Source organism: Tsukamurella ocularis (genome assembly GCF_024807615.1).
Taxonomy (GTDB): Bacteria; Actinomycetota; Actinomycetes; order Mycobacteriales; family Mycobacteriaceae; genus Tsukamurella; species Tsukamurella ocularis.
Map to the genome: position 1 here is coordinate 341,935 of NZ_JANUCJ010000003.1, position 24,878 is coordinate 366,812.

Below are 24,878 nucleotides of genomic sequence, written 5' to 3' on the forward strand. Positions count from 1 at the left end.
CAGTACGTTACCTTATCGACAATCATTCGCAAGAAGGAGAACCATGTCCGCACACTGCCAGGTGACGGGCCGAGCGCCCGGTTTCGGCAAGCGGGTCTCGCACAGCCACGTGCGCACGAACCGCCGCTGGGACCCGAACATCCAGCGCCGCCGCTACTACGTGCCCGCACTCGGGCGCACGGTCACGCTCCGGGTGTCCACGAAGGGCATCAAGACCATCGATCGCCGCGGCATCGACGCGGTGGTCGCCGACATCCTGTCCCGAGGGGAGAAGCTGTAAATGGCCCGCAACGAGATTCGGCCGATCATCAAGCTCAAGTCCACCGCCGGCACCGGCTACACGTACGTGACCAGGAAGAACCGCCGCAACGACCCCGACCGCATGGTGCTGCGCAAGTACGACCCCGTGGTCCGGCAGCACGTCGACTTCCGGGAGGAGCGCTGATGGCCACGAAGGCGAAGATCGCCGCCAACGAGCGGCGCAAGGCCCTGGTGGCTCGGCACGCCGAGCGTCGCGCCGAGCTCAAGCGGATCATCGCGCACCCATCGACCTCGGCGGACGACCGCACGGCCGCCGTCAGCGCGCTCGCGAAGCTGCCCCGCGACAGCTCGGCGACGCGCGTGCGCAATCGTGACGCCGCCGACGGCCGCCCGCGCGGCCACCTGCGCAAGTTCGGGCTGTCGCGCGTTCGGGTGCGACAGATGGCGCACGACGGCCAGCTGCCCGGCGTCCGGAAGTCGAGCTGGTGATGGCACGTCGACCCCTGCGTACCCCGCCCGCACGGCGCGGCCTCGTCCGCGTTCCCGAGGGCGCGCTCGACTACAAGAACGTCACCTACCTGCGCACCTTCCTCAACGAGCGCGGCAAGCTGCGCTCCCGCGCCGTGACCCGACTATCGCCGCAGGACCAGCGCGCACTCGCGCTGGCGGTGAAGAACGCCCGGGAGATGGCGCTCCTCCCCTACTCCTCGAAGAAGTAGCTCCACACGATGTCGGGTTCTGCGGCGGTACACCTGCGCACGCGTACCGCCGCAGAACGCCGAATCGTGAGGAAGACCGCAGACGCCGGCGCGATACTTCGGTCGCGTAACCTTCTGTCACGTGACTTCCGTGCTGGCCGGCTTCGCCGTGATCGCGATCATCATCGCGGCGGGATGGCTCCTCGGTCGACTGGAGGTGCTGGGCGAACAGCCGGAGAAGCAGCTCTCCCTGCTGGTCTTCTACCTGCTCACGCCCGCACTGCTGCTGCACGCTCTGGCCACCACCGACGTGACCGTCCTCTTCAGCTCGCGGCTGTGGGTGAGCGCGGGATCGGCACTGGCGATCGCGACCGTCTACTACGTGATCGTCCGCGTCCTCTGGCGGCGGACGATGGGCGACGCCACCATCGGCGCGCTCGCCTCGAGCTACGTGAACTCGTCGAACCTCGGTATCCCGATCGCGGTCTTCGTGCTGCACGACACCTCGTACGTGGCGCCGCTGCTGCTGTTCCAGATTCTCGTCTTCTCGACGATCGCGCTCACAATGCTCGACCTCGCGGAGGCCCGCGAACGCACGGGGCCGAAGCAGCCGCTGTGGCGCACCGTCGCGACCCCGCTGCTGAACCCGATCGTGGTCGGCGCACTGATCGGGCTCACGATCTCGCTGACGCGGTGGCATCCGCCGGACTGGCTGATGAGCCCGGTGAAACTGCTCGGCGACGCCTCCGTGCCGATGGCGCTCATCGTCTTCGGGCTCTCGCTCGGCGGCGTGCGAGTGCTGCAGAAGGGCGTGGCACCCCGCCGGGACATCGCCCTGGCGACCGTGCTCAAGATGATCGCAATGCCGGTTCTGGCGTGGGCGATGGCGCGCTTCCTGTTCGGGCAGTCCGGGCACGCCCTCATGGCGCAGACGGTGACCGCCGCGCTCCCGACCGCACAGAACGTGCTGGTCTACGGCCTGCGATACAACCGAGGCGTGATCCTCGCGAGGGATTCCGGGCTTATCACAACGGCCCTGTCGATTCCGGCGATCATGCTGATCGCGGTCCTTCTCACCTGACGAATGTGACGGACGACCCGGTCACATTACGCCTGTGACGTCCATTTCGGCTTGGGTTCCCCAAACTACTCATGGGTTAATGAAGCCACGAGTAGCGCGCTGAACGGTGCGCTGCGCATCGAACCCAGGAGAGACCCCATGGCTCAGACCGCCGCACAGCGCGCCGTCGACCTGTTCGTCTCTGCCGTTGAGGCCCGCGGGGGCAAGGCAGAGGTGACCACGAAGGGCAGCACCACGCTCGTCACCGTGACCGCAGCCGACGGCCGCACCGAGACGCTCCGCGTCAAGGCCACCACCGGCGACGCATGGCAGGCCCGCAAGAGCGAGGCCGCCGCCAAGGCCCCCGTCACCGCCTGGGCGCTCATCGACCTGTCCGACGGTGCGCCGATCGCGCTCGCCCCGGCCGACGACTACGCCGCGCACGTGGCCAAGCTCGCCGCCGCGTGGGAGGGCAAGAACCCGGGCAAGGCACTGACCGCCGGCACCAACCTCTCGGTGACCGCCGACGCCGTCGCCGCGTGGGAGGACGCCTGGGCCGTTGTGGGCCTCGACGGTGCCTCGAAGCCGGCTGCCGAGAAGCCCGCAGCGGAGAAGCCCGTCGCCAAGCCCGCTGCTGAGAAGCCGGCCGCCGCGAAGGCCCCGGCCAAGAAGGCCGCAGCCGCGAAGGCCACCCCGGCCGCGAAGAAGGCGGCCCCGGCCAAGAAGGCACCCGTGAAGAAGGCGCCGGCGAAGTCCGCTGCCACCAAGCCCGCGGCTGCGAAGACCACGGCCGCGAAGACCACGGCTGCGAAGCCGGCCGCCAAGACCGCCGCCACCAAACCGGCCGCGAAGAAGGCGCCGGTCAAGGCGTCGGAGGCCAAGATCACCCCGATCGCCGCCCAGAAGGACGCCGCGTCGAAGAGCAAGGCGCCCGCCTCGATCGACGCGAAGTCCTCGAAGCCCGCCGCCAAGGCCGACGCGAAGGCCGCGCCGAAGGCACCGTCGAAGCCGGTCGCGAAGGCGGAGGAGAAGGCCCCGAAGAAGGGGCAGCCCTCCGGCATCGCGCTGCTGCTCAAGCGTCTCCCCGTGGTGGGCCGCCTCCTCTGACGCGCACCGAACACCTCGCTCCCGAGTGGGAGCCGCACCGTCCCCCGGTCCCTCGGACCGGGGGACGGCTGCGTTCCGAGGAAGGAACGTGCATCCGCCGGGCGGCGCCGAGGTTTTCGGAAGCGCGACGCCGGGCGATTCGCCTAGAGTCGAGGGCATGTCCGACGAGTTGGAGCCCCTGCGCCGCGACGTCCTCCGAGCATCCGATCACGACCGCAACCGGGTGGTCGAGATGCTCTCCGAGGCCCTCGGCCTCGGGCAGCTCACCCTCCCCGAGTACGAGGACCGCTCGCACCAGGCGGTCGCGGCCCGCACGTTCGCCGATCTCGACCGGCTCGTGGTGGACCTGCCCGCCGTGCAGAACCTCCCCGCGACGGCCGCTCCCGCCTACCGCGCACCGTCGACCGCGCCGGCCGGCGTGCCGCGCATGGGCGAGACCAAGTGGGCCGTGATGTCGGAGACCAAGGTGCGCGGGCCGGTCGCCGTCGGGCCCGAGCACACCGCGATCGCGTTCTGGGGCGGCGTCTCGCTGGACCTGCGGGAGGCGACGTTCCTCGTCGGCGACGTGACGCTCAACGCCTATGCGGTCATGGGGGGTGTGAAGATCATCCTGCCGCGCGGCGCCAACGTCCACGTCGAGGGCGTCGGCGTGATGGGCGCCTTCGACCACAAGAATCCGCAGACGGGCGACCCCACCGGTCCCCGGATCGTGGTGAAGGGCTTCGCCTTCTGGGGCGGCGTCGAGATCGAGATCAAGTAGCTACCTGCGCTTGCGACTACCCAGGTAGTCACTGACCACGGCCGCGCCGAGCCCGTCTAGGTCCGGCGAGACCAGCCGCCCTCCCACGCGCCGCACCACGGCCGTGAGGAAGCGGGTGAGGCCCGGATCGTCGCCCAGCTGGAAGACGGTGATCTGCGCACCCTGCGCGGCAACGGCATCCAGTCCGCGCACCGTCATCGCGATGGTCCGAGGGTGCGGCGGATAGTCGAAGAAGGGCTCGCCGTCGCGTTCGAGGTGCGCGGTGGGCTCACCGTCGGTGACCACCAGGAGCACCGGCTGCGCGTTCGGATGCGACCGGAAGTGCTGCTGCGCCAGGGCGAGCGCGTGGTGCAGGTTGGTGCCCTGCTCGTAGACGCCGTCCAGCCCCGTCAGTTCGCCGACGCTGAGCGTGCGCGCGTACCTCCCGAAACTGATGAGCGCCAGGTCGTCACCGCGGAAGCGGGTCGAGATCAGCTGGTGCAGAGCGAGAGCCGTGCGCTTCATCGGCAGCCAGCGGCCCTCCATCACCATGGAGAAGCTGGTGTCCACAAGCAGCGCGACGGCCGCGCGGCTGCGCGCCTCGGTCTCGGTGACCTCGATGTCCTTGGCGTCCAGCGTGACCGGTCCCGACTCGCCGGCGGCGGCCTGGCGGAGCACGCCGTTGAGCACGGTGCGGGTGGCGTCCCAGGGCTCGGTATCGCCGAAGCGCCACTCCCTGCTCGCGCCGGTGGCCTCGCCGGTGGCGCCAGCGCGGGCGGTGTTGCGCTCTCCCCCGCGAGAGGTCAGTCGGTCCGCGACGTCCCGGAGGATCGACTGGCCCAGCTGACGGATCGCCTTGGGAGACAGTCGCAACGCTCCGTCGGGGTCCCTGGAGAAGTACCCCTGGTCCTTGAGCGCCTTCTCCAGTTCGGCGAGCGTCCGCGCGTCGGCGACGGCCTCCTCGCCGAGTTGCCGCTGCAGCGCGTCGAGGTCGATGTCGTCGAGCGAGGCGCCGTTGTGCTGCTGGCTCAGTTGCTCGGCAAGGGATTCCAGGTCGGCGATGTCCTGCATGGCCTGCGTGGCGTCGCCGAGGCCCATGCCCTCGCCGCCCTCGAACTCCTGGCTGCCGTACCAGTCCTCGCCCGGGCGGGCATCCATGAGCTTGCCGGTGAGGTCGCTCAGCGCCTGGGAGAGCTGGGGCGAGCCGAAGGCCGCCTGCGACAGCTCCTCCAGCTCGGCGCGCTGCTCGGGCGTGAGGCTGTTGTAGAGCCGCTGCGCGGCCGCCGAGCGCTGGGCCAGGGCGTCGATGAGCTCGTCGATGTTCCGCGGGTTCTCCGGGAAGTACTGGCCGTGCTCGGACATGAAGTCCTCGAAGTCGTCCTGCGTCGCGGTGCCGGCGTTGTGCTTGTCCAGCAGGGCGTTCAGGTCGTCGAGCATCTTCTGGATCGCCGCGCGGTCCTCGTCGGTCGCGCCCGCGAGGGCCTGCTTGATCCCGGCGAACTGCTGGTCCAGCAGCTCGCGGCCGAGCAGGTCGCGGATCTCCTCGTACTTCTGCGCGGCCTCGGGCGAGCGCCACTGGTAGTCGCCCAGCTCGCGCACGGCCTGCGCCGCCGACGGCGGCAGGTTCGAGATGCGCATCTCCTGGAACCGGGCGTCGTCGTCCAGCGCCCGCGCGAGCTCCTTGCGCTCCGCGAGCACGGCCTCGTCGAGCAGCTTCTGCACGTCCTCGAAGGTCTTGCCGAGGTTGTTGCGCTGCAACAGTTCCTGCCGACGGCGGTTCGCCAGCTCGGCGAGCTTGTCGAGGCCGCGGCGGTTCTCGCCACCGCGGCGCAGGTACTCCTGCAGCGCGCGGCGCGGGGAGACGCCGCTCATCACATCGCGGCCGATCTCGTCGAGCGCGTCCCGCAGGTCCACGGGCGGGGCCAGCGGATCGGGCCCGCCGGTGTAGCGGCGGTACCGGGCCAGGTGCCCGCGCCGTCCCTGCCGGTCGCGCCCCGCGCGCGAGGACCTATCCGCCATAGACGGTCTGGCCCTCCTCGTCGGACTCCTTGCCGATCCGCCGGGCCAGGTACAGGCCCTCCAGCGCGAACTCGGCGGCCGCGGCCCGCTCCCCCGGCGACTCGGCCTCGAGGCGGCGGTAGACCTCCGCGAGGACCGGGACCTCAGGGAGCGCGGACAGCAGCTCGGCGGCGGTCACGTCGTCACCCGTGACGATCGGCCCGCCGGCCTCGATGGCCTCCACGAGCGGCCCCAGGTCGACGCCCAGCAGGTACTCGCCGATCGTCTCGGCGGTCGCGCGGCGCAGGAGGTGCACGAGCGTCGCGATCTCGCGGCCCTCCTCGCCGGCCTCGAACTCGACCTTGCCGCGCAGCACGTCGGGCACCGTCATCAGGTCGACGGGGCGCGCGACGGGCAGGTCCTCGCCGCCTACGGCCGCGCGGTGCAGCGCCGCCGCGGCGATGGTCTCCTGCGCTGCGATGGCGAACCGAGCGGAGACGCCGGACCGCTGGTCAACGGCGGGCGACTCGCGCAGCTCGCGGGTGAACCGGGCCAGTACCTCGGTGAGGTACTGCGGCACGGAGGCCACGACGTCGGCCTCCTGCTCGATGACCGCGACCTCGTCCTCGAGATCCAGCGGGTAGTGCGTGCGGATCTCGGCGCCGAAGCGGTCCTTGAGCGGCGTGATGATGCGGCCGCGGTTGGTGTAGTCCTCGGGGTTCGCGGACGCGAGGAGCAACACGTCCAGCGGCAGGCGGAGCGTGTAGCCGCGCACCTGGATGTCGCGCTCCTCCATCACGTTCAGCATCGCCACCTGGATGCGCTCGGCGAGGTCGGGCAGCTCGTTGACGGCGACGATGCCGCGGTGCGCCCGCGGGATGAGGCCGAAGTGGATGGTCTCGGGATCGCCGAGGCTGCGGCCCTGCGCGACCTTGACGGGGTCGACATCGCCGACCAGGTCGCCGACGGAGGTGTCCGGCGTCGCCAGCTTCTCCGAGTAGCGCTCGTCACGGTGCTGCCACGCGACGGGCAGCTCGTCGCCCAGCTCCTGTGCGCGGCGGATCGAGGCCGGGGTGATCGGGTGGTACGGGTGCTCGCCGAGCTCGGCACCGTCGATCACGGGGGTCCACTCGTCGAGCAGGCCGACGATGGTGCGGATCAGGCGCGTCTTGCCCTGGCCGCGCTCGCCGAGCAGGACCACGTCGTGGCCGGCCAGGAGGGCGCGCTCAAGCTGCGGGATGACGGTGTCGTCGAAGCCCTGGATGCCGTCCCAGGGATCGGTATCGGCGCGCAGCGCGGCGAGCAGGTTGTTGCGGAGTTCGTCCTTGATCCCGCGGTAGACGTGGCCGGAGGCCTTGAGATCGCCGAGGGTGGCGGGCAGCGTGTCGGGGCGTGCAATGCTCACGCCGTCAACGCTACGCCGATCCGCGGCCCCCGCCCTAGTGAGTACGCCCGCAGCGAAACCGGGAATAGGCGTGGCCGCCGGCAGGGTTGCCGAGGGCGACGCCGCGGGATCGGCGGCTACTTCTTCGTCGTACCGGGGAGGACGCCCGCGTCGATCACGGCCTTGGTCAGGGGCCGGATGCGGGTGATCAGTTCCTCGGTGCCGGGCCCGAAGGCCGCGGCGGTGATCGCATCGGTGCCGGCCTCGATGTCCAGGTAGACGCCCATGCCCTCGGCGGTGAGCCTGTGCTCCTCGGCGTCGCCCTCGACCAGGCCGCGCTCAGTGAGGCGCGCAACCGCGTCGCCCCACTCCTGCTCGCTGTAGCCGCGGGTGATGCGGAAGAACCGGCGGCCCATGACGCGGCGGCGCACGTCCGGGTCGGACAGGTCGGCCTCGTGCAGGACGCCGGCCTCCAGGCCCGTCAGTCCATGCCGGATCAGCTCGGCGAGGTGGTTGTCGCCGCGCCACTCGCGGAGCACCGAGAGGTGGCGCCAGAGCGCGAGGGCCGGGTCGTCGGGCACCGTCGACGACGCCCAGGCCGCCGCGAGGGTCCGGCCGGCCAGGGGCAGATCGGCGACGACGGTGCCGAATCCCTCGGCGAGGGCCCGCACCTCGGCGGGATCGATCCCGGCGAGGATGGTGCGGTACTGCTCCGCGAGCATCACGTAGCGGCGCTCGTCGATCTCGGCCAGGCCGGCGTCGACGGCGACCGGCCATGCGGCCTCGATCAGCGACGGTGCGAAGTTGTAGAAGGCCGCTGCGACGACGGCGGCGTGCGCCTCGCCGATCGGTGCGGCCCGCGCGCCCACGTAGAAGGCGTGCTGGTCGATCCCCAGGTCGCGCACCGCGTCCCGGATACCCGGGTTGAAGTAGGCGACCACGTGGAAGGGTTCGACCGTCTCGTAGGCGGTCCGGGCGAGGGCGACGGCGTTGTCCGACATGCCCTCACCCTGTCAGGGCGGGCGACGGATGTCGACGGTGGGCTACTTGTAGAAGCCCTCGCGCAGGTTGATGCCGTGCTCGACCCAGACCTTCATGGCGGCGAGCATGCCGGTCCAGCCCATGCAGTTGCCGAAGGCGCCCTTGGCGCCGTCCGCGGTGGCGGTCCACGCCGACTCGGTGATGGTGACGAGTGTGCGGCTGTCGTCGTCGATCGGCGCGAATTCGAAGGTCGTGGTGGTGTGGCCGTCGCCGGCGACCGCGTTCTCGGCGTCCCAGCGGATCACGATCTTCGAGTACGGCGTCGCCTCGAGCACCTGCACGGGGAACGCGCCAGGGAAGTCCGCGAAGTCCCAGGTGACCTCGGTGTTCGGCTCGAGTCGGCCGCGGGCCCCGCCGGTGGTGAAGTATTTGGACAGCTGCTCGGGGTCGGCGACGGCCTCGTAGACCTGCGCGGTGGGGCGCGCCACGTAGCCGGAGACGGTGAAGGAGAGTTCTTCGAGTTCAGACATGTGATAAAACTACAACATGTCTGACGGTGATCGCAAGAGCGGAGTCGAGGAGCCCGCCGCGGCGGCGGGGGGTGCGGCGGCGGTGGCGGGGGGTGCGGCGCCCGACGACGATGCCGACGACCTGGTCTTCAAGGCGCTCGCCAACGGGACGCGCCGCCGCATGCTCGACGTGCTCAAGGAGTCGCCCCGCACCACGGGCGACCTGTGCGCGCAGTTCCCCGACCTGGACCGCACCACCGTTCTGCAGCACCTGCGCGTCCTCGAGCGCGCGGAACTGGTGATCGGCCGGAAGGTCGGCCGCGAGCGCCACCTCACGTTGGCACCCGTCCCCATCAAGCGCATTCACGACCGCTGGATCGGCGAGTACGCCCGTGCCGCCGTTTCCCTCCTCGACGACCTCACCCACGACTGAGCCCCGCCCGGCGGCCGGACGCCGGCACCGGGAGGAAGGCCCCGCGTGACGACGTCCGGCGAGGAGGCGACGGTCTGCGGTGATGTGCCCGGCGACGCCCTCCGAGAAGCCCAGCCGGCCGAAGACGCGGAAGGCCACGGCGAGGTCGCGGAAACGGCGAACGCCCCCGAGGGCAATGATTCACCCCGGAGGCGTTCGCTACGCGCGGATCAGTGGAAGAAGTGCCGCGTCCCGGTGAAGTACATCGTCACGCCCGCCTCGACGGCCGCCTGCACGACCTCCTTGTCGCGGATGGAGCCGCCGGGCTGCACGATGGCCTTCACGCCCGCGTCGATGAGGATCTGCGGGCCGTCGGGAAACGGGAAGAAGGCATCGGACGCGGCGACCGAGCCCAGCACGCGGTCGCCTGCGCGGGTCACGGCGAGTTGCGCCGAGTCGACGCGGTTGACCTGCCCCATACCCACGCCCACGGACGCGCCGCGTGAGGCCAGCAGGATCGCGTTCGACTTCACGGCACGGCAGGCGCGCCAGGCGAATTCGAGGTCGGCGAGGGTGGCCTCGTCGGCGGGCTCGCCCGCGGCCAGCGTCCACTCCTCCGGCGAATCACCCGCGGCGTCGATGGCGTCGGACTGCTGTACCAGCAGGCCGCCGGTGATCTGCTTGATCTCCGTGCTCAGCACCGGCGGCTCGGCGAGCAGCACGCGGATGTTCTTCTTGCGCTGCAGCACCGCGAGCGCACCGTCGGCGTACGCGGGCGCGATGATGACCTCGGTGAAGATCTCCGAGACCTGCTCGGCCATCTCCAGGCTGACCTCGCGGTTGGCGGCGATGACGCCGCCGTAGGCGGAGACGGGGTCGCAGGCGTGCGCCTTGCGGTGCGCCTGAGCGACGTCCTTGCCGATCGCGATGCCGCACGGGTTGGCGTGCTTGATGATCGCGACGGCCGGCTCGTTGAAGTCGTACGCGGCGCGCCAGGCGGCGTCACCGTCGGTGTAGTTGTTGTAGCTCATCTCCTTGCCGTGCAGCTGCTGAGCCTGCGCCAGCCCGGACTTCGCGCCGCCCACGTATAGCGCCGCGCCCTGGTGCGGGTTCTCGCCGTAGCGGAGCACGGCCTCGCGGGTCCAGGTGCCGCCCATCCACGACGGGAAGCTCTGGTCGGGCTCGGGCGCGACGACCGAGGTCATGTAGGAGGCGACAGCCACATCGTAGTCGGCGGTGTGCCGGAAGGCCTTCGCTGCGAAGGACTTGCGCTGTTCCAGCGAGAAGCCCCGGCGGGCGCTGTCGATCACATCGCTGTAGTCGTCGGGCGAGACCACCACGGTCACCGACGGGTGGTTCTTGGCGGCGGCGCGCACCATCGACGGACCGCCGATGTCGATCTGCTCGATGCACTCGTCCTCGGAGGCCCCGGAGGCGACGGTGTCGGTGAACGGGTAGAGGTTCACCACGACCAGCTCGAACTTCTTCACGTCCAGCTCGCGCAGCTGCTCGAGGTGCTCGGGCAGGCGGGTGTCGGCGAGGATGCCGGCGTGGATCTTCGGGTGCAGGGTCTTGACGCGGCCGTCCAGACACTCGGGGAAGCCGGTGACGTCCTCGACGCGGGTCACGGCGACGCCGGCGTCGGCGATGGTGCGCGCGGTCGAGCCGGTCGAGACGATCTCGACGCCCGCCTGGGCCAGGCCGGTGGCCAGCTCCACCAGGCCCGACTTGTCGTACACGCTGATGAGCGCGCGCTTGATCGGGATGTTGCTGCTCATGGAATGGTGACCTTTCGTCCATCCGTGCTGTAGCCCTGGCGGGCGACTGCGGCGACGACCTCTGTCAGAAGCCGGCGCTCAACGACCTTGATCCGTTCGTGCAGGGTCTCCTCGGTGTCCCCCGGCTGCACCGCGACCGCCTCCTGCGCGAGGATCGGCCCGGTGTCCAGCCCCGCGTCCACGAGATGCACGGTGGAGCCGGTGAGCTTGACTCCGTACTCGAGGGCGGCGGGAACTGCGTGGGCGCCCGGGAAGGCGGGCAGCAGCGCGGGGTGCGCGTTGATGACGCGGCCACCGAACGCGGCGAGGAAGGCGGGGCCGAGGATTTTCATGAAGCCGGCCGCGACCACGAGATGCGGCTCCAGCTCGGCGACGGCGGCGGTGAGCGCCTCGTCCCACGCCGCCCGATTCTCGTAGGCCTTCAGGGGGACTTCGGCGGAGTCGACGCCGGCGGCCGCGGCGACCTCGAGCGCGCGGCAGGTGCGGTCCGCCACGACACCGACTAATGCCCCGGGGTAACCGGGTTCCGCCGCCGCCGCGAGTAGAGCCTCGAGCAGCGAGCCGGTGCCGGACGCCAGCACGACGATCCGGGCGGGCGCGCACGGCGGCACGACCGTGGGGCTGGGCGTGGTCAGGATGCACTCCTCGCAGAGGGACGATTCGGCAACAGCCTAGCGCCGCCCCGTCGGGCTACTGCCCGAAGGTGTAGCTGTCGAGCTCCTCGATGTCTGCTATGTCGCGCTCGCGCTTCGAGGCGGCAGGCCCGACGGCCTGCCGGGACACCGGCCGCACCTCCTCGGTGGGCTGCTCAGCGAGGGCGTCGAAGTCGCCGGTGTCGGCCGCCTCGTCGTCGGGTTCGCGCTGCTCGTCGTCGTGGTCGCCGCGCTCGGCGGGCTCGATCTCCACGGTCACACCGTCGTCGATCACGTCGGCCTCGTCGGCGTAGGTGGTGTAGCCCGACGGTGCCGCCTCCTCGGCCCGGCGCGCGGCGCGCACGGCGCGGGACTCGCCGGCCTGCTGCAGCACCAGCGCGGCGAGCACGCCGACGAGGCCGATCCAGCCGAGGGTGAAGCCGAAGACCTGGAGCAGGTCGGCGCCCGCGTAGCCGAAGCCGCCGAGCTCGCCGCCGGCGAGGAAGGCCGCGGCGGCGAAACCGGTCGCGGTGAGCCCGGCGGTGGCGGCGACGGCGGTCACCGTCGGCCCGAGGTCGAGGGAGCGGGCGGCGCACCGTCGGCCCACCTGGACCGCCACGAAGGCCGGCACGGCGAGCAGCGGCAGGAGGTACCAGGGCGACGGGCCCTGGGGCAGCACCGCGAGGATCGGCACGCCGGGCGCGCGGCCCGGGACGGCGGAGAAGACGCTCATCGAGATCGGGCCCAGGTCCACGGTCGCGCCGAGAGGCAGGGCGGCGGCGGCGATCACCGCGTTGGGCAGGTACAGCAGCGAGAGCAGCACCAGCGAGACCATGCCGATCCCGTCGTTGCCGGAGCGAACGAGCTCGAAGACGGTCTCCCAGCGGATCACGAGGCGCACGACGACGATAGCCAGGCCCACCGCGCCGAAGGTGAGTAGAGCGCGGCCGGCCAGGCGGGCGCAGTCGTCGACCCAGGAGGGGATCCGGAGGAAGCGGGCCACGTCGCGCCAGTACGCGGGCGCGAGGCCGATCAGGGCGGCGCCGAGGTGGACCGCGACGGTCGCGACGAAGGCGGTGAGCGGCGGCGGCGTGCCGATGGTGAACCGCCCGGCGGCGTCGTTGACGACGGCCAGCGCGATGGCGGTGAAGAGGGCGGGACCGGCGATGGCGCACAGGAGCACCGAGCGCAGATCAGCGAGCGGGCGCCCCTCGCCGCCGGCGCGGCGCGCGGCCCGGGCGACGCCCACGACCAGCGCGGCAGTGGGGATCAGCGGTAGCACGCCGAGGGTGATGTCGCTGACGGTGACCGGCACCTGGTGCACGGCCAGCCACAGTCCGGCGACGGTGGGGGCGATCGCCCCGAGCCCCGTCGACGTGGTGAGCAGGACCACCACACCCACCAGCAGGGTGGACGCGAGGGTCACGAGCGATGGCCCGAAGGCCATCACGAACAGCGGCCGGGTCTCGCTCTGGCCCGGCCCGGCGGCGCGCGCTGAGTCGATCATCTTCACCACTGTGACATCGCAGTGGCCGATGTTGTCTCAGGCGCGCCGCTGGCGGGGACTACTGCCCCTGCGGCTTGTTCTCGTCGTCGGACGAGTGCGAGCCGTACTGCGGGGTGGACGGGCTACCGAAGGCCTGCGTGCTGGCCGTGGAGGCCTGGCCGAAGGCCGTGGTCACCTCGTCGCCCGACACCGAGGCGCCCGGGTTCGACGGCGCGCTCGACGGGAAACCCGTGGTGGCCGGGGCCGCGGGGGTCGACGGGGTGGAGGCCGGAGCCTGGTAGCCCGACGAGGCCGGCGCCTGGTAGCCGCCGTAGGACGGCCACTGCGACTGGGCGGCCTGCTGCTCCTGCTGCACCGGAGCGGCGGCCGCCGGGTTCGACGGCGCCTCGGCGGCGGCCGGCGCGGCGGTGGCGGACGCGGCGGCGTCAGCGGTGGCGACCTCCGCGGCGGCGGCCACGGCGGCCGGGTTCTTCACGATGCCCGCGTCGATGAGCACCAGCACGACGGCGGCGGCCGCGGTGAACAGCGAGAAGACCACGGCGATCCAGTAGCCGTAGGCGAGATTGTTCCACGTGAACACACCGAAGAGCAGCGAGATGAAGCCGGCGACCGCGAGCGCGGCGGCCGGGGTGCGCCCCGTGTTGCCCTTCGAGACCAGGCTCAGCCCTGCGGCGATGCCCGCGGCGAGCGCAAGGGTCAGCGCCGCGAGCGGCGGGCCCGTGAACGCGTTCGTCGAAGCAGTCTCGGTGCGACCGAGGATGGTGATCGACGACTCGCTGAACGTCAGGAAACCGAGGAGGAAGGTGATGACACCGAGCGCGGCGGTGGCGATCGACAGCACGAGCGCCAGGTCGAGCGGCTTCGACGGCGCGGCCGGGGCCTGCGAGAAGCCGCCGTACTGCTGCTGACCGTAGCCCTGCTGCTGCGGGTAGCCCTGTCCGAAGCCCTGCTGGCCGTACCCCTGCTGCGAGTAGTCCGGTTGCTGGCCGTAGCCCTGCTGCGCGGGCTGCTGACCATAGCCGCCCTGCTGCGCCGGCTGACCGTAGCCGCCGCCCTGCTGCGCGGGCTGGGCCGGCTGGCCGTAGCCCTGCTGGCCGTAGCCCTGCTGCGAGTAATCCGGCTGCTGCCCGTAGCCCCCCTGGCCCGGCTGCTGCCCGTACCCTCCACCTGAGTAGGTCATGATTCTTCTCCCCGAAGGTCGACGAGGCTCACCACGGAGCCAGTACGTCACCACCCTATACACGGACTCCGACGTCAACGGGATTCAACTCATTGAGTGTGATGATCCACGACAGTCAAGAGGGCCCTGGCCGCGGGGCTCAGCAGCTTCGAGTGGACCAGCAGCTGGGAGCGGGTGGGCCCGTCGACGAGCGGCACGACGGCGAGCCCGGCACCGTCGGGCACCGTCTCCCGCGCGGCCATCCCGACGCACAGGCCCGCCGCGATGAGCTCCAGCATGGTCTCGGACCGGTCCACCTCGAAGGCGACGGTGCGCCGCACGCCCGCACGCTCGAAGGCCTGGTCGGATTCGGCGCGCCCGGCGCCGCCCGCGGGGTAGTCGGCGTACGGGCGGCCGACGCTGGCGGCGAGGGTGAGCGGACCGGCGACCCGCGCGGCCTCGGGGACGACGAGGACGAGGTGGTCGACGGCGAGCCGCCGCGCGACGACGCCCGCGGTGGAGAACCCCTCCGGGACGCCGAGCAGGGCCAGGTCGACGGTGCCGGTGCGCACGCCCTCGATGAGGACCTCACTCGCCCCGCTGCGCAGCCGGACGGTGGCGTCGGGGTAGGCGGAGCGGTAGGCGCGCAGGACGTCGACCACGTCGAAGGCGGTAAAGGTGGGGATCATCCCGACGGTGACGGTGCCGCGGACCCCGCCGAACGTCGCGGCCACCTCGTCGGCCGCGCGTTCGGTGGCGGCGAGCGCCGCTCGCGCCTGGGGGAGGAAGGCTTCCCCCGCGGCGGTGAGCCGGACGGACCGGTTGGTGCGGTCGAACAGGCGGGCGCCGAGCTCCTTCTCCAGCGCCGCGACGCGGTGGCTGAGCGCGGACTGCACGACGTGGCAGCGCTCGGCGGCACGCGTGAAGTTCAGCGTCTCGGACACCGCGATCACGTACCGCAGCTGCTGCAGCTCCATCAACCATCTCTCAGACAGATCATTCCATCGAAATCATACGTTGGACTCATGATGAATGGGCGACGACAGTAATGGCATGACCACCACGTCACCGCGCGTCACGACGGCCGGCAGCGGACTGCTCCGCCTCATGGCGGTCGCCACCGGACTGTCGGCGGCGAGCCTCTACGTCGCGTACCCGATCCTTGATCTCCTGCGAGATCACTTCGGGATGTCGGACACCGCAGCCGGCCTCCTCGTCACGGTCGCACAGGCCGGCTACGCCGCCGGACTGATCTTCGTGGTCCCGGTGTCCGACGTGGTACGCCGCCGCCCGCTGGCCCTCACGCTGCTGGCACTCACCGCCGCCGCACTCGTCGTCGCGGGTGCCGCTCCGACCGGCTCCGTGCTCCTCGCGGCGTCCGCACTCGCGGCGATCACCGCCGTCGGCGCGCAGGTCATCGTGCCCTACGCGGCCGAACTGGCGGGCCCACGCGACCAGGCGCACGCCATCGGCGTGGTGATGAGCGGCGTGATCCTCGGCGGACTCCTGAGCCGTTTCCTCTCGGGCGTCCTCACCGACGCCTTCGGCTGGCGGACGCCGTACTTCGTGCTGGCGGGCGCACTGCTCCTCGCCGCGCTCGGTCTGGCGCGCACGATGCCCCGCCACGATCCCGGCCGCCCCGGACTCACAGCCAAGCGCTACCGCGGCCTGCTGGTGTCGATGGTCGCCCTGATCCGCGAGTTCCCAGCGCTCCGTCTGCGGTCCGTACTCGCCGCCCTCACGCTCGCCTCGTTCGTCGTCCAGGGCGCCGCCGTCACCTTCCTCCTCGCGGGGCCGCGCTTCAGCTGGACGCCGACCGCCATCGGCACCATCGGCCTGCTCGGCGCCGTGGGCGCCCTCTCCGGTCCCGCGATCGGCCGGATCGTGGACCGCGGGTACGGCCCGCTCCTCACACTGGGCGGACTGATCGCGCAACCGGCCGCATGGTCGGCGATGCCGCTCGCGGACGGACCCGTGGGGCTTCCTGCGCTGGTCGTGGGCCTCGTGGTGCTCGGCATCGGCCAGCAGGCGGTACTCAACTCATCGCAGGCGGTGATCTATTCGCTTCGCCCCGAGGCCCGCGGACGCATCAATGCCGTGTTCATGGGCACGTTCTTCCTGGGCGGCACAGTGGGTTCCGCGGCGACCGCCGCACTGTGGCCGCTGGCCGGCTGGACCGGCGCGTGCCTGCTGGGCGCGGGCCTCGCCGCCGCGGCCCTGGTGCTGTACCTGGTGTTCCGGGGCGTCGAGCGCGCTCCGTCGGCCTAGGCCCCGGGCACCGTCGGGCCGGAGAAACGGGACGACCCCGCCTCCCTGACGGGAGGCGGGGTCGTGGACCGAATGCGCTGCGGGTTACAGCGACTGTAGGATCTCGCGGGCGAGAGCGGCTGTCTCGGAGGGCGTCTTGCCCACCTTGACGCCGGCGGCCTCGAGGGCCTCCTTCTTCGCGGCGGCCGTGCCCGAGGAGCCGGAGACGATGGCGCCGGCGTGCCCCATGGTCTTGCCCTCAGGAGCGGTGAAGCCGGCCACGTAGCCCACGACGGGCTTGGTGACATTGGCCTGGATGTACGCCGCGGCGCGCTCCTCGGCGTCGCCGCCGATCTCGCCGATCATGACGATCAGCTTGGTGTTCGGATCCTTCTCGAACGCCTCGATGGCGTCGATGTGGGTGGTGCCGATCACCGGGTCGCCGCCGATGCCGATGGCGGTCGAGAAGCCGAAATCGCGCAGCTCGTACATCATCTGGTAGGTCAGCGTGCCCGACTTCGACACCAGGCCGACGGGGCCGGTGCCGGTGATGTTGGCCGGGGTGATGCCGACGAGGGCCTCGCCCGGGGTGATGATGCCGGGGCAGTTCGGGCCGATGATGCGGGTCTTCTGCCCCTTCTCCACGTTGTAGGCCCAGGCGTACGCCGAGTCCTGCACGGGGATGCCCTCGGTGATGACCACCAGGAGCGGGATCTCGGCGTCGATGGCCTCGACGATCGCATCCTTGGAGAACGCCGGCGGCACGAAGGCGATCGACGTGTCCGCGCCGGTCTTCTCGATGGCCTCGGCCACGGAACCGAAGACGGGCAGCTCGATGTCGTTGCCGTCCTTGTCGACGTGCTTGACGGTGGTGCCCGCCTTGCGCGCGTTCACGCCGCCCACGACGTTGGTGCCGGCCTTGAGCATCAGCGCGGTGTGCTTGGTGCCCTCGCCGCCGGTGATGCCCTGGACGATGACCTTGTTGTCCTTGGTCAGGAAGATTGCCATTTTTCTGTTGTCTCCCTTACTTGTTCGCCAGCTCGGCGGCCTTGTCGGCGCCTTCGTCCATGGTCTGCGCGAGCGTCACCAACGGGTGGTTCGCGGCGGCCAGGATCGCCCGGCCCTCCTCGACCTTGTTGCCGTCGAGGCGAACGACGAGCGGCTTGGAGGCCGTGTCGCCCAGGGTGTTCAGGGCGCCGACGATGCCGTTGGCGACTGCGTCGCACGCGGTGATGCCGCCGAAGACGTTGACGAAAACGCTCTTGACCTGCTCGTCGCCGAGGATGACGTCGAGGCCGGCGGCCATGACCTCGGCCGAGGCGCCGCCGCCGATGTCGAGGAAGTTGGCAGGCTTGACGCCGCCGTGGTTCTCACCGGCGTAGGCGACCACGTCGAGCGTCGACATGACCAGGCCCGCACCGTTGCCAATGACGCCGACCTGACCGTCGAGCTTGACGTAGTTGAGGTCGTTCTCCTTGGCCTTGAGCTCGAGCGGGTCGGTGGACCCGGCGTCGGCGAAGGCCTCGTGATCGGGGTGGCGGAAGTCGGCGTTCTCGTCGAGCGAGACCTTGCCGTCCAACGCGAGGATCTGGTCGTCCGGGGTGCGGACGAGCGGGTTGACCTCGACCAGGGTGGCGTCCTCGGCGACGAAGACCTCCCACAGCTTCTGGATGGTCACGGCTGCGGCGTCGAGCACCTCGGCGGGCAGCTTGCCGGCCTCGGCGATCGCACGGGCGGCGGCCAGGTCGACACCCTTGGTCGCGTCCACGGCGATCTTCGCCAGCGCGTCCGGGTTCTCCTCGGCGGTGACCTCGATCTCCACGCCGCCCTCGACCGAGCACATGGCCAGGTAGGTGCGGTTGGCGCGGTCGAGCAGGAAGGAGATGTAGTACTCCTCGGCGATATCGCTCGCCTCGGCCACCAGCAGCTTCTTGACGACGTGACCCTTGATGTCCAGGCCGAGAATGTCGTTCGCGTAGCGCTCGGCGTCGTCCGGGGTGGCTGCGTACTTGACACCGCCGGCCTTGCCGCGGCCGCCCACCTTGACCTGCGCCTTGACCATCACGGGCTTGCCCACTTCTTCGGCAATCGCGCGTGCATCGGCGACGTTGTCCGTCACGCGGCCCGGCGAGGTCGGTACGCCGTGCTTGACGAACAGTTCCTTCGCTTGGTATTCGAAGAGATCCATCAGCTCACCATCTGTCTGGTTACTCGGTCCACCCGCATTCTTCACGGGTCCGGGGTCGACTCTATGCCTCCGCGAATCCGCTCGGGCAGCGACCCTTGTTCAATGAGCTATCTCACTTGACCTGCGGTTATCAGCTTTCGCAACCTACCCGTCGGTAAGTTTTGGATCGACCCAGGCAAAGCCCCCACGAAAGCCTCTTCAGGCGGTTGCAAGCGCCGGTTAAGCCACGGCGTCGAAACTCTCCTCAGTCCTACTGAAGGAGAACCATACCCATGAAGCGCACTTCCCGCCCCGCCCTCATCGCGGCCTCGGCAGCCGTCGCGCTGAGCGTCGCGCTCACCGGCTGCTCCGACAAGGGCGGTCCGACCACCGGCACGACCGACACGGCAGCCGCGTCGGCGAGCGCCTCGGACACTGACGCCCCCGCACTCGTCAAGGCCGCCGCCGAGGCGGCGAAGACCGTCACCAGCGTGCACTTCCTCGTCAAGGTCGACGGCAAGGTGCCCAACATGCCGATCTCCAAGGTCGACGGAGACCTCCAGGTCAAGCCCGTCACGCAGGCCACCGGCACCGCGACGATCGACATCGGCGGGCTGTCCGAGGGCACGTTCGTCTACACGGACGGCACCATGTACGCCTCGCTCCTCGGCGCGAACTACGTGGACTACGGCGACGGCGCCTCGATCTACGACGTCTCGGCGCTCTTCGATCCGGCGAAGGGCATCCCCAACGTCCTCGCCACGATGACGGGCGCCAAGGTCGCAGGCACCGAGAGCATCGACGGCCAGGAGACGACCAAGGTCACCGGCACCGTGCCCGCCACGGAGATCGCCTCGATCTCCGGGTCCCGGGTCGATCCCGAGAAGAGCGTCCCGGTCCCCACCACCGCGTGGATCCAGACGTCCGGCGACAAGCAACTCGTCCGCCTCGAGGTGAAGCCCTCCACCGAGGGCACCATCACGCTCACGTTCTCGAAATGGGGCCAGAAGGTCACGGTGACCAAGCCCGCCGTCGAAGCCGCCCCGTCGGGCCCCAAGCCCACCGACAGCCAGGACTCCCCGCGCTAACGGGACGTCCACTCCCCCGCCGTTTCATCTCAAAGAAGAGGATCCGTCATGAAGACCATCACCAAGAAGGCCCTGATCGCCGCGGTCGCCACCGCCAGCGTCGCCGGCGGCGTCCAGGTCGCGGCGGCCCCGGCCGCCAACGCCGCCGTCAACTTCGGCGCGATCGCTGTCGCGAGCAACGGAGCGTTGGGCCGGTCCTGGGACTACCCGTCCCGCGGCGCCGCCGAGCGCGCCGCCCTCAACTCCTGCGGCTGGGGCAGCTGCAGGGTCCTGGCATCCTTCTCCGACGGCTGCGGCGCGGTCGCCGAGAACCGCACCACGTTCCGCGGCTACGCCGCCCGCTCGCTCCGCGTCGCCCAGAACGGCGCGCTGAGCCTGCCGGGCTCGCGCATCAAAGCGTGGCAGTGCACCTCCGGTCACCTCTGACCCGGTCCGGCAGCGCAGGGGCGGCATCGTTACCGACGGTGCCGCCCCTGCGGTTGTCGGTACCCTCGCGGAGGTGACGCCCAGAACGCTGTTCCTCGGCATGCTCTCCGTCGCCCTCACGGTCACGGGCTGCGGCAGCACGCAGGAGCCCGCGGGACCGTCACCGTCGTCCGACGGCGCCTGTCCCCTCCCCGCGCCGGCGCTCCGGGATGTCATAGCGGCACAGGGCAAGACGATCGGCACGGCCTACCGCTCCACCTTCGCCGCGGGCGATCCCTGTTACGAGGAAGTCGCCGGGCGTGAATTCGGCTCGCTGACCACGGAGATCGGCACCATGACGAACACCGTCGCGCCGGAGGCCGGCCGGTTCGACTTCCGCGAGGCCGACGCGGTCGCGGACCTCGCGCAGCGCCATGGGCAGGACTTCCAGATCCACTCCCTGATCTGGGATCCGCTCGACCAGCAGGTCTGGGGCATCGTTCCCGAATACGCGCGGAACCTGTCCGACCAGCAGCGGCACCGGTTCATGACCGACCTCGTCACGCGGGTCGTTCAGCGGTACGCGGGCCGCGCGAGCGCGGTCACCGTGGTCAACGAGCCCTTCGACCAGCGCGGCGGGCTACAGCGCAACGCCTGGTGGCGCACTACGTCCGGCGATCAGTACATCGTGGACTCCTTCCGCGCCGCCCGGCTGGCCGCGCCGTCGATGAAGCTGTACCTCAACGAGCACAGCGCGGAGACGGTGAGCGACAAGTCGACCGCGCTCCTCGCGCTGGCGAAGAGATTGCGCGCCGAGACCGTGGAGGTGTACGTCGACGGGCGGACCGTACGGCGCCCGCTGCTCGACGGTGTCGGCTTCCAGGCGCACATGCTGGGCGGAGCGGATCAGCAGCCGAGCACCGAGGACATGCGGAAGAACTTGCGCCGCTTCACGGACCTCGGCCTCGACATCCGGTTCACCGAGCTGGACGTACGGATACCGACCGACAAGGGGCGCGCGGCCGAGGCCGACCTGCAGCGGCAGGCGCGCGCGTACGCGACGATGGCCGGACTGTGCCGGGAGCTGAGCCGCTGCACCGGGATGACGGTGTGGGGCTTCACCGATCGCCGCTCGTGGATCACCGACTACCCGGACACCTTCTCCGGCTACGGCAGCGCCAACCTCCTCGACCGCAACTACCGCACCAAGCCCGCCTGGGAAGCGCTGCGCGCCGTACTCCGCTAGCGATCACCAGGCGTGGACGCGGCCCTGCGCCTGGTACCAGCCGAGCAGGTCCGGGTCGTCGACGGACTTGGGGTCGACGTTGACGTCGCGGCCGGCAAGCATGCCGGTCACGGGGATCTCCAGCTTCTTCCCCGTCTTGGTGTGCGGGATGCCGGGAGCGAGTATCACCTCGTCGGGCACGTGCCGCGGCGAGAGCCGAGTACGGACGTCCGAGCGGATGCGTTGCACCAATTCGTCCGTCAGCTCCTTGCCCGGCACGAGGGTCAGGAACATCGGCATCCAGTACTTCGCGTCCGGCCCGTCGACGCCGACGACCATGGCCTCCGCGACCTCCGGGACGGCCTCCACGACCTCGTAGATGTCGGCCGAGCCCATCCGGATGCCGTTGCGGTTCAAGGTCGCATCGCTGCGGCCGTGAATGGTGATCGACCCGCGGTCGGTCAGCTCCACCCAATCGCCGTGCCGCCACAGATTCGGCGCGATACCGTCGGTCCACTCGTGCTCGAAATAGGCCGCGCGGTACTTCTTGCCTCCGGGGTCGTTCCAGAAGTTGGTCGGCATCGACGGCATCGGCATCGTGATCACCATCTCGCCGACCTCGCCGATCAACGGCGTCCGGTCCGGCGCCCATGCCTCCAACGCGCAGCCGAGGTAGCGCACCGTGAGTTCGCCCGGCACGTGCGGCACCGAGGCGGTGCCGCCGCAGAACGCGCTGCACACGTCGGTGCCGCCCGAGACGGAGCTCACCGGCAGCCCAGCGGCGACGTGCTCGTCGACCCAGGTGAAAAGGTCCGGCGCCAGCGGCGAGCCGGTACTGCCGATCGTCTTGAGCACCAATGAGTGCTCAGTCCCCGGGTTCAGGTCGGCCTTGCGGGAGGCCTGCAGCTGGCCGGGGCTGGTGCCGAAGAAGGTGACCTTCTCGTCCTCGCACACCTGCCACAGCCGGTCCGCCGTCGGCGCCAGCGGGTGCCCGGAGAAGGTCACGATCGTCGCGCCCACCAGCAGCCCGGCGACCTGGTAGTTCCACATCATCCACGACAGCGCGGTGTGCCAGAAGAAGACGTCGCCGGGGCCGATCTCGTTGTGCAGCCCCAGCACCTTCACGTGCTCGACGAGGATGCCTCCGTGGCCCTGCACGATGCCCTTCGGCTTGCCCGTCGTGCCCGACGAGAACAGCACCCACAGCGGATGATCGAAGGACACTTGCACCGGCTCGAGCTCCGGGGTGTCCGGCCCCGGCTCCGGCAGCTCCGTGATGACGTGCGACGCCGGAACCCCGAGCAGCCCGGCAAGTTCGGCGGTGTCGGCGCGCTTGTCGACCTGCTTGTCACCGAAGGCGTAGCCGCCGCGGGCGAAGAGCACCTTCGGCGCCAGCTGCGCCATCCGGCCCGCCGCGCCCTCCGGCGCGTAATCCTGCCCGCACCCGGACCAGACGGCGCCGATCGATGCCGTCGCCAGGAACGCCAGCACCGCGAAGGGCTCGTCCGGCAGGTACGCCGCGACCGTGTCGCCCACGCCCACCCCGAGCGAGCGCAGCAGCTCGGCGATCGCGGACACCCGCGACGGCAGCTCCGACCACGGGACCTCGACCCGCGCACCGTCGTCCGACAGGCCCACGATCGCGTTCCCCGGCTGATCCGCGAACCGCAGCACCCGATCGACGTAGTTCAGCTCCACCTCCGGGAACCAGCGGGCGCCCGGCATCTCCCGCGCCGCCAGCACCGGTCCGGTCCGCTCACCCAGCTCGAAGAAGTCCCACATCGCACCCCAGAACGCCTCGGGCTCGGACACGGACCACTGGTACACGGCGTCGTAGTCCCCCGTGGGGACGCCGGCGGACTCTGCGAAGCGATCGATCGAATGCACCCCGTCAGCCTTCCAGACCGAGCAGCGTCACGGACTCTTCCCGCATCTGCACCTTGCGGATCTTTCCCGATACCGTCATAGGGAAAGCCGATACCACGTGCACGTAGCGGGGGATCTTGTGGCGCGCGATCTTCCCGTCGGCGAAGGCCTTGAGGTCGTCGACGGTGAAGGAGTCCACGCCCTCGCGGAGCTGGATCCAGGCCATCAGCTCCTCGCCGTACTTCTCGTCGGGCACGCCGATCACCTGCGCGTCGAGGATGTCCGGGTGGGTGTAGAGGAACTCCTCGATCTCGCGCGGGTAGATGTTCTCGCCGCCGCGGATCACCATGTCCTTGATCCGGCCGGTGACCCGCACGTAGCCGCTGACGTCCATGGTCGCGAGGTCACCGGTATGCATCCAGCCGTCGGGGTCGATGGCCTCGGCGGTCTTCTCCGCGTTGTTCCAGTAGCCCTTCATCACCGAATAGCCACGGGTGCACAGCTCCCCGACCTCACCGCGGGGCAGCACGGTGCCGTCGATGGGGTCCACCACCTGGATCTCCAGGTGCGGCCCCACCCGCCCGACGGTGCCGACGCGCAGCTCGAGCGCGTCATCGACGCGGGTCTGGGTGGACACGGGCGAGGTCTCCGTCATCCCGTAGCAGATAGAGACCTCGGTCATGCCCATCCGGTCGACCACCTTGCGCATGACCTCCTCCGGGCACGGCGAGCCGGCCATGATGCCGGTGCGCAGGCTCGACAGGTCGTAGGTGTCGAAGGTCCCGAGGGCGAGCTCCGCGATGAACATGGTGGGCACGCCGTAGAGGCTGGTGCACTTCTCGGCGGCGACGGCGGCGAGCGCGTCCTCCGGCACGAAGGCGGGCCCGGGGATCACCATGGCGGCGCCGTGGGTGATGGCCGCGAGGTTGCCCATCACCATGCCGAAGCAGTGGTAGAAGGGCACGGGGATGCAGATCGAGTCCTGCTCGGTGTAGTTCAGCAGCTCGCCCACGAGGAAGCCGTTGTTGAGGATGTTGCCGTGGGTCAGCGTGGCGCCCTTGGGGAATCCCGTGGTGCCCGAGGTGTACTGGATGTTGATCGGGTCGTCGGCGCGCAGCTCGTCGCCGAGATCGGCGAGGGCGTCGAGCTCGTCCTCGGTGGGCGCGGCGAGGTAGGCGTCCCACGCCGGGGTGCCGAATTCCACCACGTCGCGGACCTCGGGGGCCTCGGGCCGGGCGGTGGCGAGCATCGCCGCGTACTCGGAGGTCTTGAAGCGGGTCATCGTGAACACGGCGACGATGCCGGACTGGTTCAGCGCGTACTCCAGCTCGCGCTGCCGGTAGGCGGGGTTGAGGTTGACCAGGATGACGCCGGCCAGCGCCGTACCGAACTGAACGACGACCCACTCCGGGGTGTTGGGCGCCCACACGCCCACGCGATCACCGCGACGGATCCCGTTCCGCAGCAAGCCCGCCGCGAACGCGCGGGAATCGGCGAGCAACTCGCCGTAGGTCCACCGGCGGCCCGAGGGCACGTCGACGAGGGCGGTGCGCTCGCCGAACCGGTCGGTGGTCATCTCGAGCTGGGCACCGATCGTGGCCGTGAGCAGAGCGGGCTCGGCCTCGCCGCGATCGTAGGACGGGGTGGTCATCTCT

25 protein-coding genes and 1 pseudogene are annotated in these 24,878 nt (G+C 70.5%); 12 read left to right on the top strand and 14 right to left on the bottom strand.

Annotated elements, in window-relative coordinates; all coding sequences use genetic code 11:
• The first annotated feature begins 43 nt into the window (after positions 1-43).
• The 7 genes from rpmB (at position 44) to HNP44_RS13090 (ending at position 3,886) form a co-directional block, all read left to right on the top strand.
• Positions 44-280 carry a 50S ribosomal protein L28 gene (gene rpmB / locus HNP44_RS13060; RefSeq protein WP_259140850.1) on the top strand — a complete coding sequence of 79 codons (237 nt, stop codon included), beginning with the start codon at positions 44-46 and terminating at the stop codon, positions 278-280.
• Positions 281-445, top strand: coding sequence for a 50S ribosomal protein L33 (gene rpmG / locus HNP44_RS13065; RefSeq protein WP_013127877.1), 165 nt, complete (start codon positions 281-283; stop codon positions 443-445). It begins immediately after the preceding gene.
• Complete coding sequence (gene rpsN, locus HNP44_RS13070; RefSeq protein WP_259140851.1) at positions 445-750, top strand: 30S ribosomal protein S14; 306 nt, start codon at positions 445-447, stop codon at positions 748-750. The genes rpmG and rpsN overlap by 1 nt, the downstream gene beginning before the upstream one ends.
• The gene (gene rpsR / locus HNP44_RS13075; RefSeq protein WP_224647065.1) at positions 750-980 is read left to right on the top strand and encodes a 30S ribosomal protein S18; all 231 of its coding nucleotides are present in this window, start codon (positions 750-752) and stop codon (positions 978-980) included. The genes rpsN and rpsR overlap by 1 nt, the downstream gene beginning before the upstream one ends.
• A gap of 121 nt (positions 981-1,101) precedes the next feature.
• Positions 1,102-2,040 carry an AEC family transporter gene (locus HNP44_RS13080; RefSeq protein WP_259140852.1) on the top strand — a complete coding sequence of 313 codons (939 nt, stop codon included), beginning with the start codon at positions 1,102-1,104 and terminating at the stop codon, positions 2,038-2,040.
• A gap of 138 nt (positions 2,041-2,178) precedes the next feature.
• A complete protein-coding gene (locus HNP44_RS13085) occupies positions 2,179-3,126 on the top strand; it encodes a hypothetical protein (RefSeq protein ID WP_259140854.1) in 948 nt (315 codons plus the stop codon).
• Positions 3,127-3,283: 157 nt separating this feature from the next.
• Positions 3,284-3,886: a DUF1707 SHOCT-like domain-containing protein gene (locus tag HNP44_RS13090; protein ID WP_259140855.1), complete on the top strand. Its 603-nt coding sequence runs from the start codon at positions 3,284-3,286 to the stop codon at positions 3,884-3,886.
• On the opposite strand, the gene HNP44_RS13095 is transcribed toward HNP44_RS13090, so the two are convergent.
• From HNP44_RS13095 to HNP44_RS13110, 4 genes are all read right to left on the bottom strand, one after another.
• Positions 3,887-5,884, bottom strand: coding sequence for a vWA domain-containing protein (locus HNP44_RS13095; protein WP_259140857.1), 1,998 nt, complete (start codon positions 5,882-5,884; stop codon positions 3,887-3,889).
• Complete coding sequence (locus HNP44_RS13100) at positions 5,874-7,268, bottom strand: sigma 54-interacting transcriptional regulator (RefSeq protein ID WP_259140858.1); 1,395 nt, start codon at positions 7,266-7,268, stop codon at positions 5,874-5,876. Before HNP44_RS13100 ends, HNP44_RS13095 begins: the two co-directional genes overlap by 11 nt.
• A gap of 116 nt (positions 7,269-7,384) precedes the next feature.
• Positions 7,385-8,248: an SCO6745 family protein gene (locus HNP44_RS13105; RefSeq protein ID WP_259140859.1), complete on the bottom strand. Its 864-nt coding sequence runs from the start codon at positions 8,246-8,248 to the stop codon at positions 7,385-7,387.
• A gap of 42 nt (positions 8,249-8,290) precedes the next feature.
• Positions 8,291-8,758 (bottom strand): SRPBCC domain-containing protein, encoded by a 468-nt coding sequence (locus HNP44_RS13110; RefSeq protein WP_259140860.1) that lies wholly within the window; start codon positions 8,756-8,758, stop codon positions 8,291-8,293.
• Between the two features lie 16 nt (positions 8,759-8,774).
• Between HNP44_RS13110 and HNP44_RS13115 the strand changes: the two genes are divergently transcribed.
• Entirely contained in the window at positions 8,775-9,170 is a 396-nt protein-coding gene (locus HNP44_RS13115; RefSeq protein ID WP_259140861.1) for an ArsR/SmtB family transcription factor, read from the top strand.
• A gap of 78 nt (positions 9,171-9,248) precedes the next feature.
• Here the strand turns inward: HNP44_RS13115 and HNP44_RS20825 are convergent.
• From HNP44_RS20825 to HNP44_RS13140, 6 genes and pseudogenes are all read right to left on the bottom strand, one after another.
• A pseudogene (locus HNP44_RS20825) lies at positions 9,249-9,329 on the bottom strand (class II aldolase/adducin family protein); the annotation flags it as partial.
• Positions 9,330-9,379: 50 nt separating this feature from the next.
• Complete coding sequence (purH, locus tag HNP44_RS13120) at positions 9,380-10,927, bottom strand: bifunctional phosphoribosylaminoimidazolecarboxamide formyltransferase/IMP cyclohydrolase (RefSeq protein ID WP_259140863.1); 1,548 nt, start codon at positions 10,925-10,927, stop codon at positions 9,380-9,382.
• On the bottom strand, positions 10,924-11,538 hold the full coding sequence (gene purN / locus HNP44_RS13125; RefSeq protein ID WP_259140864.1) for a phosphoribosylglycinamide formyltransferase: 615 nt from the start codon (positions 11,536-11,538) through the stop codon (positions 10,924-10,926). Before purN ends, purH begins: the two co-directional genes overlap by 4 nt.
• A gap of 79 nt (positions 11,539-11,617) precedes the next feature.
• Complete coding sequence (locus HNP44_RS13130; RefSeq protein ID WP_259140865.1) at positions 11,618-13,066, bottom strand: cell division protein PerM; 1,449 nt, start codon at positions 13,064-13,066, stop codon at positions 11,618-11,620.
• A gap of 58 nt (positions 13,067-13,124) precedes the next feature.
• Positions 13,125-14,246 (bottom strand): DUF5336 domain-containing protein, encoded by a 1,122-nt coding sequence (locus HNP44_RS13135; RefSeq protein WP_259140866.1) that lies wholly within the window; start codon positions 14,244-14,246, stop codon positions 13,125-13,127.
• 89 nt (positions 14,247-14,335) lie between these two features.
• A complete protein-coding gene (locus HNP44_RS13140) occupies positions 14,336-15,202 on the bottom strand; it encodes a LysR family transcriptional regulator (RefSeq protein WP_259140868.1) in 867 nt (288 codons plus the stop codon).
• Positions 15,203-15,278: 76 nt separating this feature from the next.
• Between HNP44_RS13140 and HNP44_RS13145 the strand changes: the two genes are divergently transcribed.
• Complete coding sequence (locus HNP44_RS13145; RefSeq protein WP_259140869.1) at positions 15,279-16,493, top strand: MFS transporter; 1,215 nt, start codon at positions 15,279-15,281, stop codon at positions 16,491-16,493.
• An 84-nt stretch (positions 16,494-16,577) separates the two neighbouring features.
• On the opposite strand, the gene sucD is transcribed toward HNP44_RS13145, so the two are convergent.
• Both sucD and sucC read right to left on the bottom strand, forming a co-directional pair.
• Positions 16,578-17,480: a succinate--CoA ligase subunit alpha gene (sucD, locus tag HNP44_RS13150; RefSeq protein WP_259140870.1), complete on the bottom strand. Its 903-nt coding sequence runs from the start codon at positions 17,478-17,480 to the stop codon at positions 16,578-16,580.
• 16 nt (positions 17,481-17,496) lie between these two features.
• Positions 17,497-18,660, bottom strand: a complete 1,164-nt coding sequence (gene sucC, locus HNP44_RS13155; protein ID WP_259140871.1) for an ADP-forming succinate--CoA ligase subunit beta — start codon at positions 18,658-18,660, stop codon at positions 17,497-17,499.
• Between the two features lie 272 nt (positions 18,661-18,932).
• On the opposite strand from sucC, the gene HNP44_RS13160 reads away from it, so the two are divergent.
• The 3 genes from HNP44_RS13160 (at position 18,933) to HNP44_RS13170 (ending at position 21,378) form a co-directional block, all read left to right on the top strand.
• Complete coding sequence (locus HNP44_RS13160) at positions 18,933-19,727, top strand: LppX_LprAFG lipoprotein (protein ID WP_259140872.1); 795 nt, start codon at positions 18,933-18,935, stop codon at positions 19,725-19,727.
• Between the two features lie 48 nt (positions 19,728-19,775).
• Positions 19,776-20,153, top strand: coding sequence for a DUF4189 domain-containing protein (locus HNP44_RS13165; protein WP_259140874.1), 378 nt, complete (start codon positions 19,776-19,778; stop codon positions 20,151-20,153).
• Positions 20,154-20,226: 73 nt separating this feature from the next.
• Positions 20,227-21,378 (top strand): endo-1,4-beta-xylanase, encoded by a 1,152-nt coding sequence (locus HNP44_RS13170; protein WP_259140875.1) that lies wholly within the window; start codon positions 20,227-20,229, stop codon positions 21,376-21,378.
• Between the two features lie 3 nt (positions 21,379-21,381).
• Here HNP44_RS13170 and HNP44_RS13175 read toward each other — a convergent pair whose 3' ends face one another.
• Together HNP44_RS13175 and HNP44_RS13180 are read right to left on the bottom strand one after the other, a co-directional pair.
• Positions 21,382-23,244 carry an acetoacetate--CoA ligase gene (locus HNP44_RS13175; protein WP_259140876.1) on the bottom strand — a complete coding sequence of 621 codons (1,863 nt, stop codon included), beginning with the start codon at positions 23,242-23,244 and terminating at the stop codon, positions 21,382-21,384.
• A gap of 4 nt (positions 23,245-23,248) precedes the next feature.
• The gene (locus HNP44_RS13180) at positions 23,249-24,874 is read right to left on the bottom strand and encodes an AMP-binding protein (protein ID WP_259140877.1); all 1,626 of its coding nucleotides are present in this window, start codon (positions 24,872-24,874) and stop codon (positions 23,249-23,251) included.
• Between the last annotated feature and the right edge of the window lie 4 nt (positions 24,875-24,878).

Bases quoted from the DNA above. Each gene is read 5' to 3' on its own strand.
- rpsN (WP_259140851.1), top strand. From the start codon at position 445: ATGGCCACGAAGGCGAAGATCGCCGCCAACGAGCGGCGCAAGGCCCTG.
- HNP44_RS13140 (WP_259140868.1), bottom strand. From the start codon at position 15,202: ATGGAGCTGCAGCAGCTGCGGTACGTGATCGCGGTGTCCGAGACGCTG.
- HNP44_RS13180 (WP_259140877.1), bottom strand. From the start codon at position 24,874: ATGACCACCCCGTCCTACGATCGCGGCGAGGCCGAGCCCGCTCTGCTC.
- HNP44_RS13095 (WP_259140857.1), bottom strand. From the start codon at position 5,884: ATGGCGGATAGGTCCTCGCGCGCGGGGCGCGACCGGCAGGGACGGCGC.
- sucC (WP_259140871.1), bottom strand. From the start codon at position 18,660: ATGGATCTCTTCGAATACCAAGCGAAGGAACTGTTCGTCAAGCACGGC.
- HNP44_RS13105 (WP_259140859.1), bottom strand. From the start codon at position 8,248: ATGTCGGACAACGCCGTCGCCCTCGCCCGGACCGCCTACGAGACGGTC.
- HNP44_RS13085 (WP_259140854.1), top strand. From the start codon at position 2,179: ATGGCTCAGACCGCCGCACAGCGCGCCGTCGACCTGTTCGTCTCTGCC.
- HNP44_RS13135 (WP_259140866.1), bottom strand. From the start codon at position 14,246: ATGACCTACTCAGGTGGAGGGTACGGGCAGCAGCCGGGCCAGGGGGGC.
- HNP44_RS13145 (WP_259140869.1), top strand. From the start codon at position 15,279: ATGACCACCACGTCACCGCGCGTCACGACGGCCGGCAGCGGACTGCTC.
- HNP44_RS13165 (WP_259140874.1), top strand. From the start codon at position 19,776: ATGAAGACCATCACCAAGAAGGCCCTGATCGCCGCGGTCGCCACCGCC.
- purH (WP_259140863.1), bottom strand. From the start codon at position 10,927: ATGAGCAGCAACATCCCGATCAAGCGCGCGCTCATCAGCGTGTACGAC.
- HNP44_RS13115 (WP_259140861.1), top strand. From the start codon at position 8,775: ATGTCTGACGGTGATCGCAAGAGCGGAGTCGAGGAGCCCGCCGCGGCG.
- HNP44_RS13090 (WP_259140855.1), top strand. From the start codon at position 3,284: ATGTCCGACGAGTTGGAGCCCCTGCGCCGCGACGTCCTCCGAGCATCC.
- sucD (WP_259140870.1), bottom strand. From the start codon at position 17,480: ATGGCAATCTTCCTGACCAAGGACAACAAGGTCATCGTCCAGGGCATC.
- rpsR (WP_224647065.1), top strand. From the start codon at position 750: ATGGCACGTCGACCCCTGCGTACCCCGCCCGCACGGCGCGGCCTCGTC.
- rpmG (WP_013127877.1), top strand. From the start codon at position 281: ATGGCCCGCAACGAGATTCGGCCGATCATCAAGCTCAAGTCCACCGCC.
- rpmB (WP_259140850.1), top strand. From the start codon at position 44: ATGTCCGCACACTGCCAGGTGACGGGCCGAGCGCCCGGTTTCGGCAAG.
- HNP44_RS13160 (WP_259140872.1), top strand. From the start codon at position 18,933: ATGAAGCGCACTTCCCGCCCCGCCCTCATCGCGGCCTCGGCAGCCGTC.
- HNP44_RS13110 (WP_259140860.1), bottom strand. From the start codon at position 8,758: ATGTCTGAACTCGAAGAACTCTCCTTCACCGTCTCCGGCTACGTGGCG.
- HNP44_RS13130 (WP_259140865.1), bottom strand. From the start codon at position 13,066: ATGATCGACTCAGCGCGCGCCGCCGGGCCGGGCCAGAGCGAGACCCGG.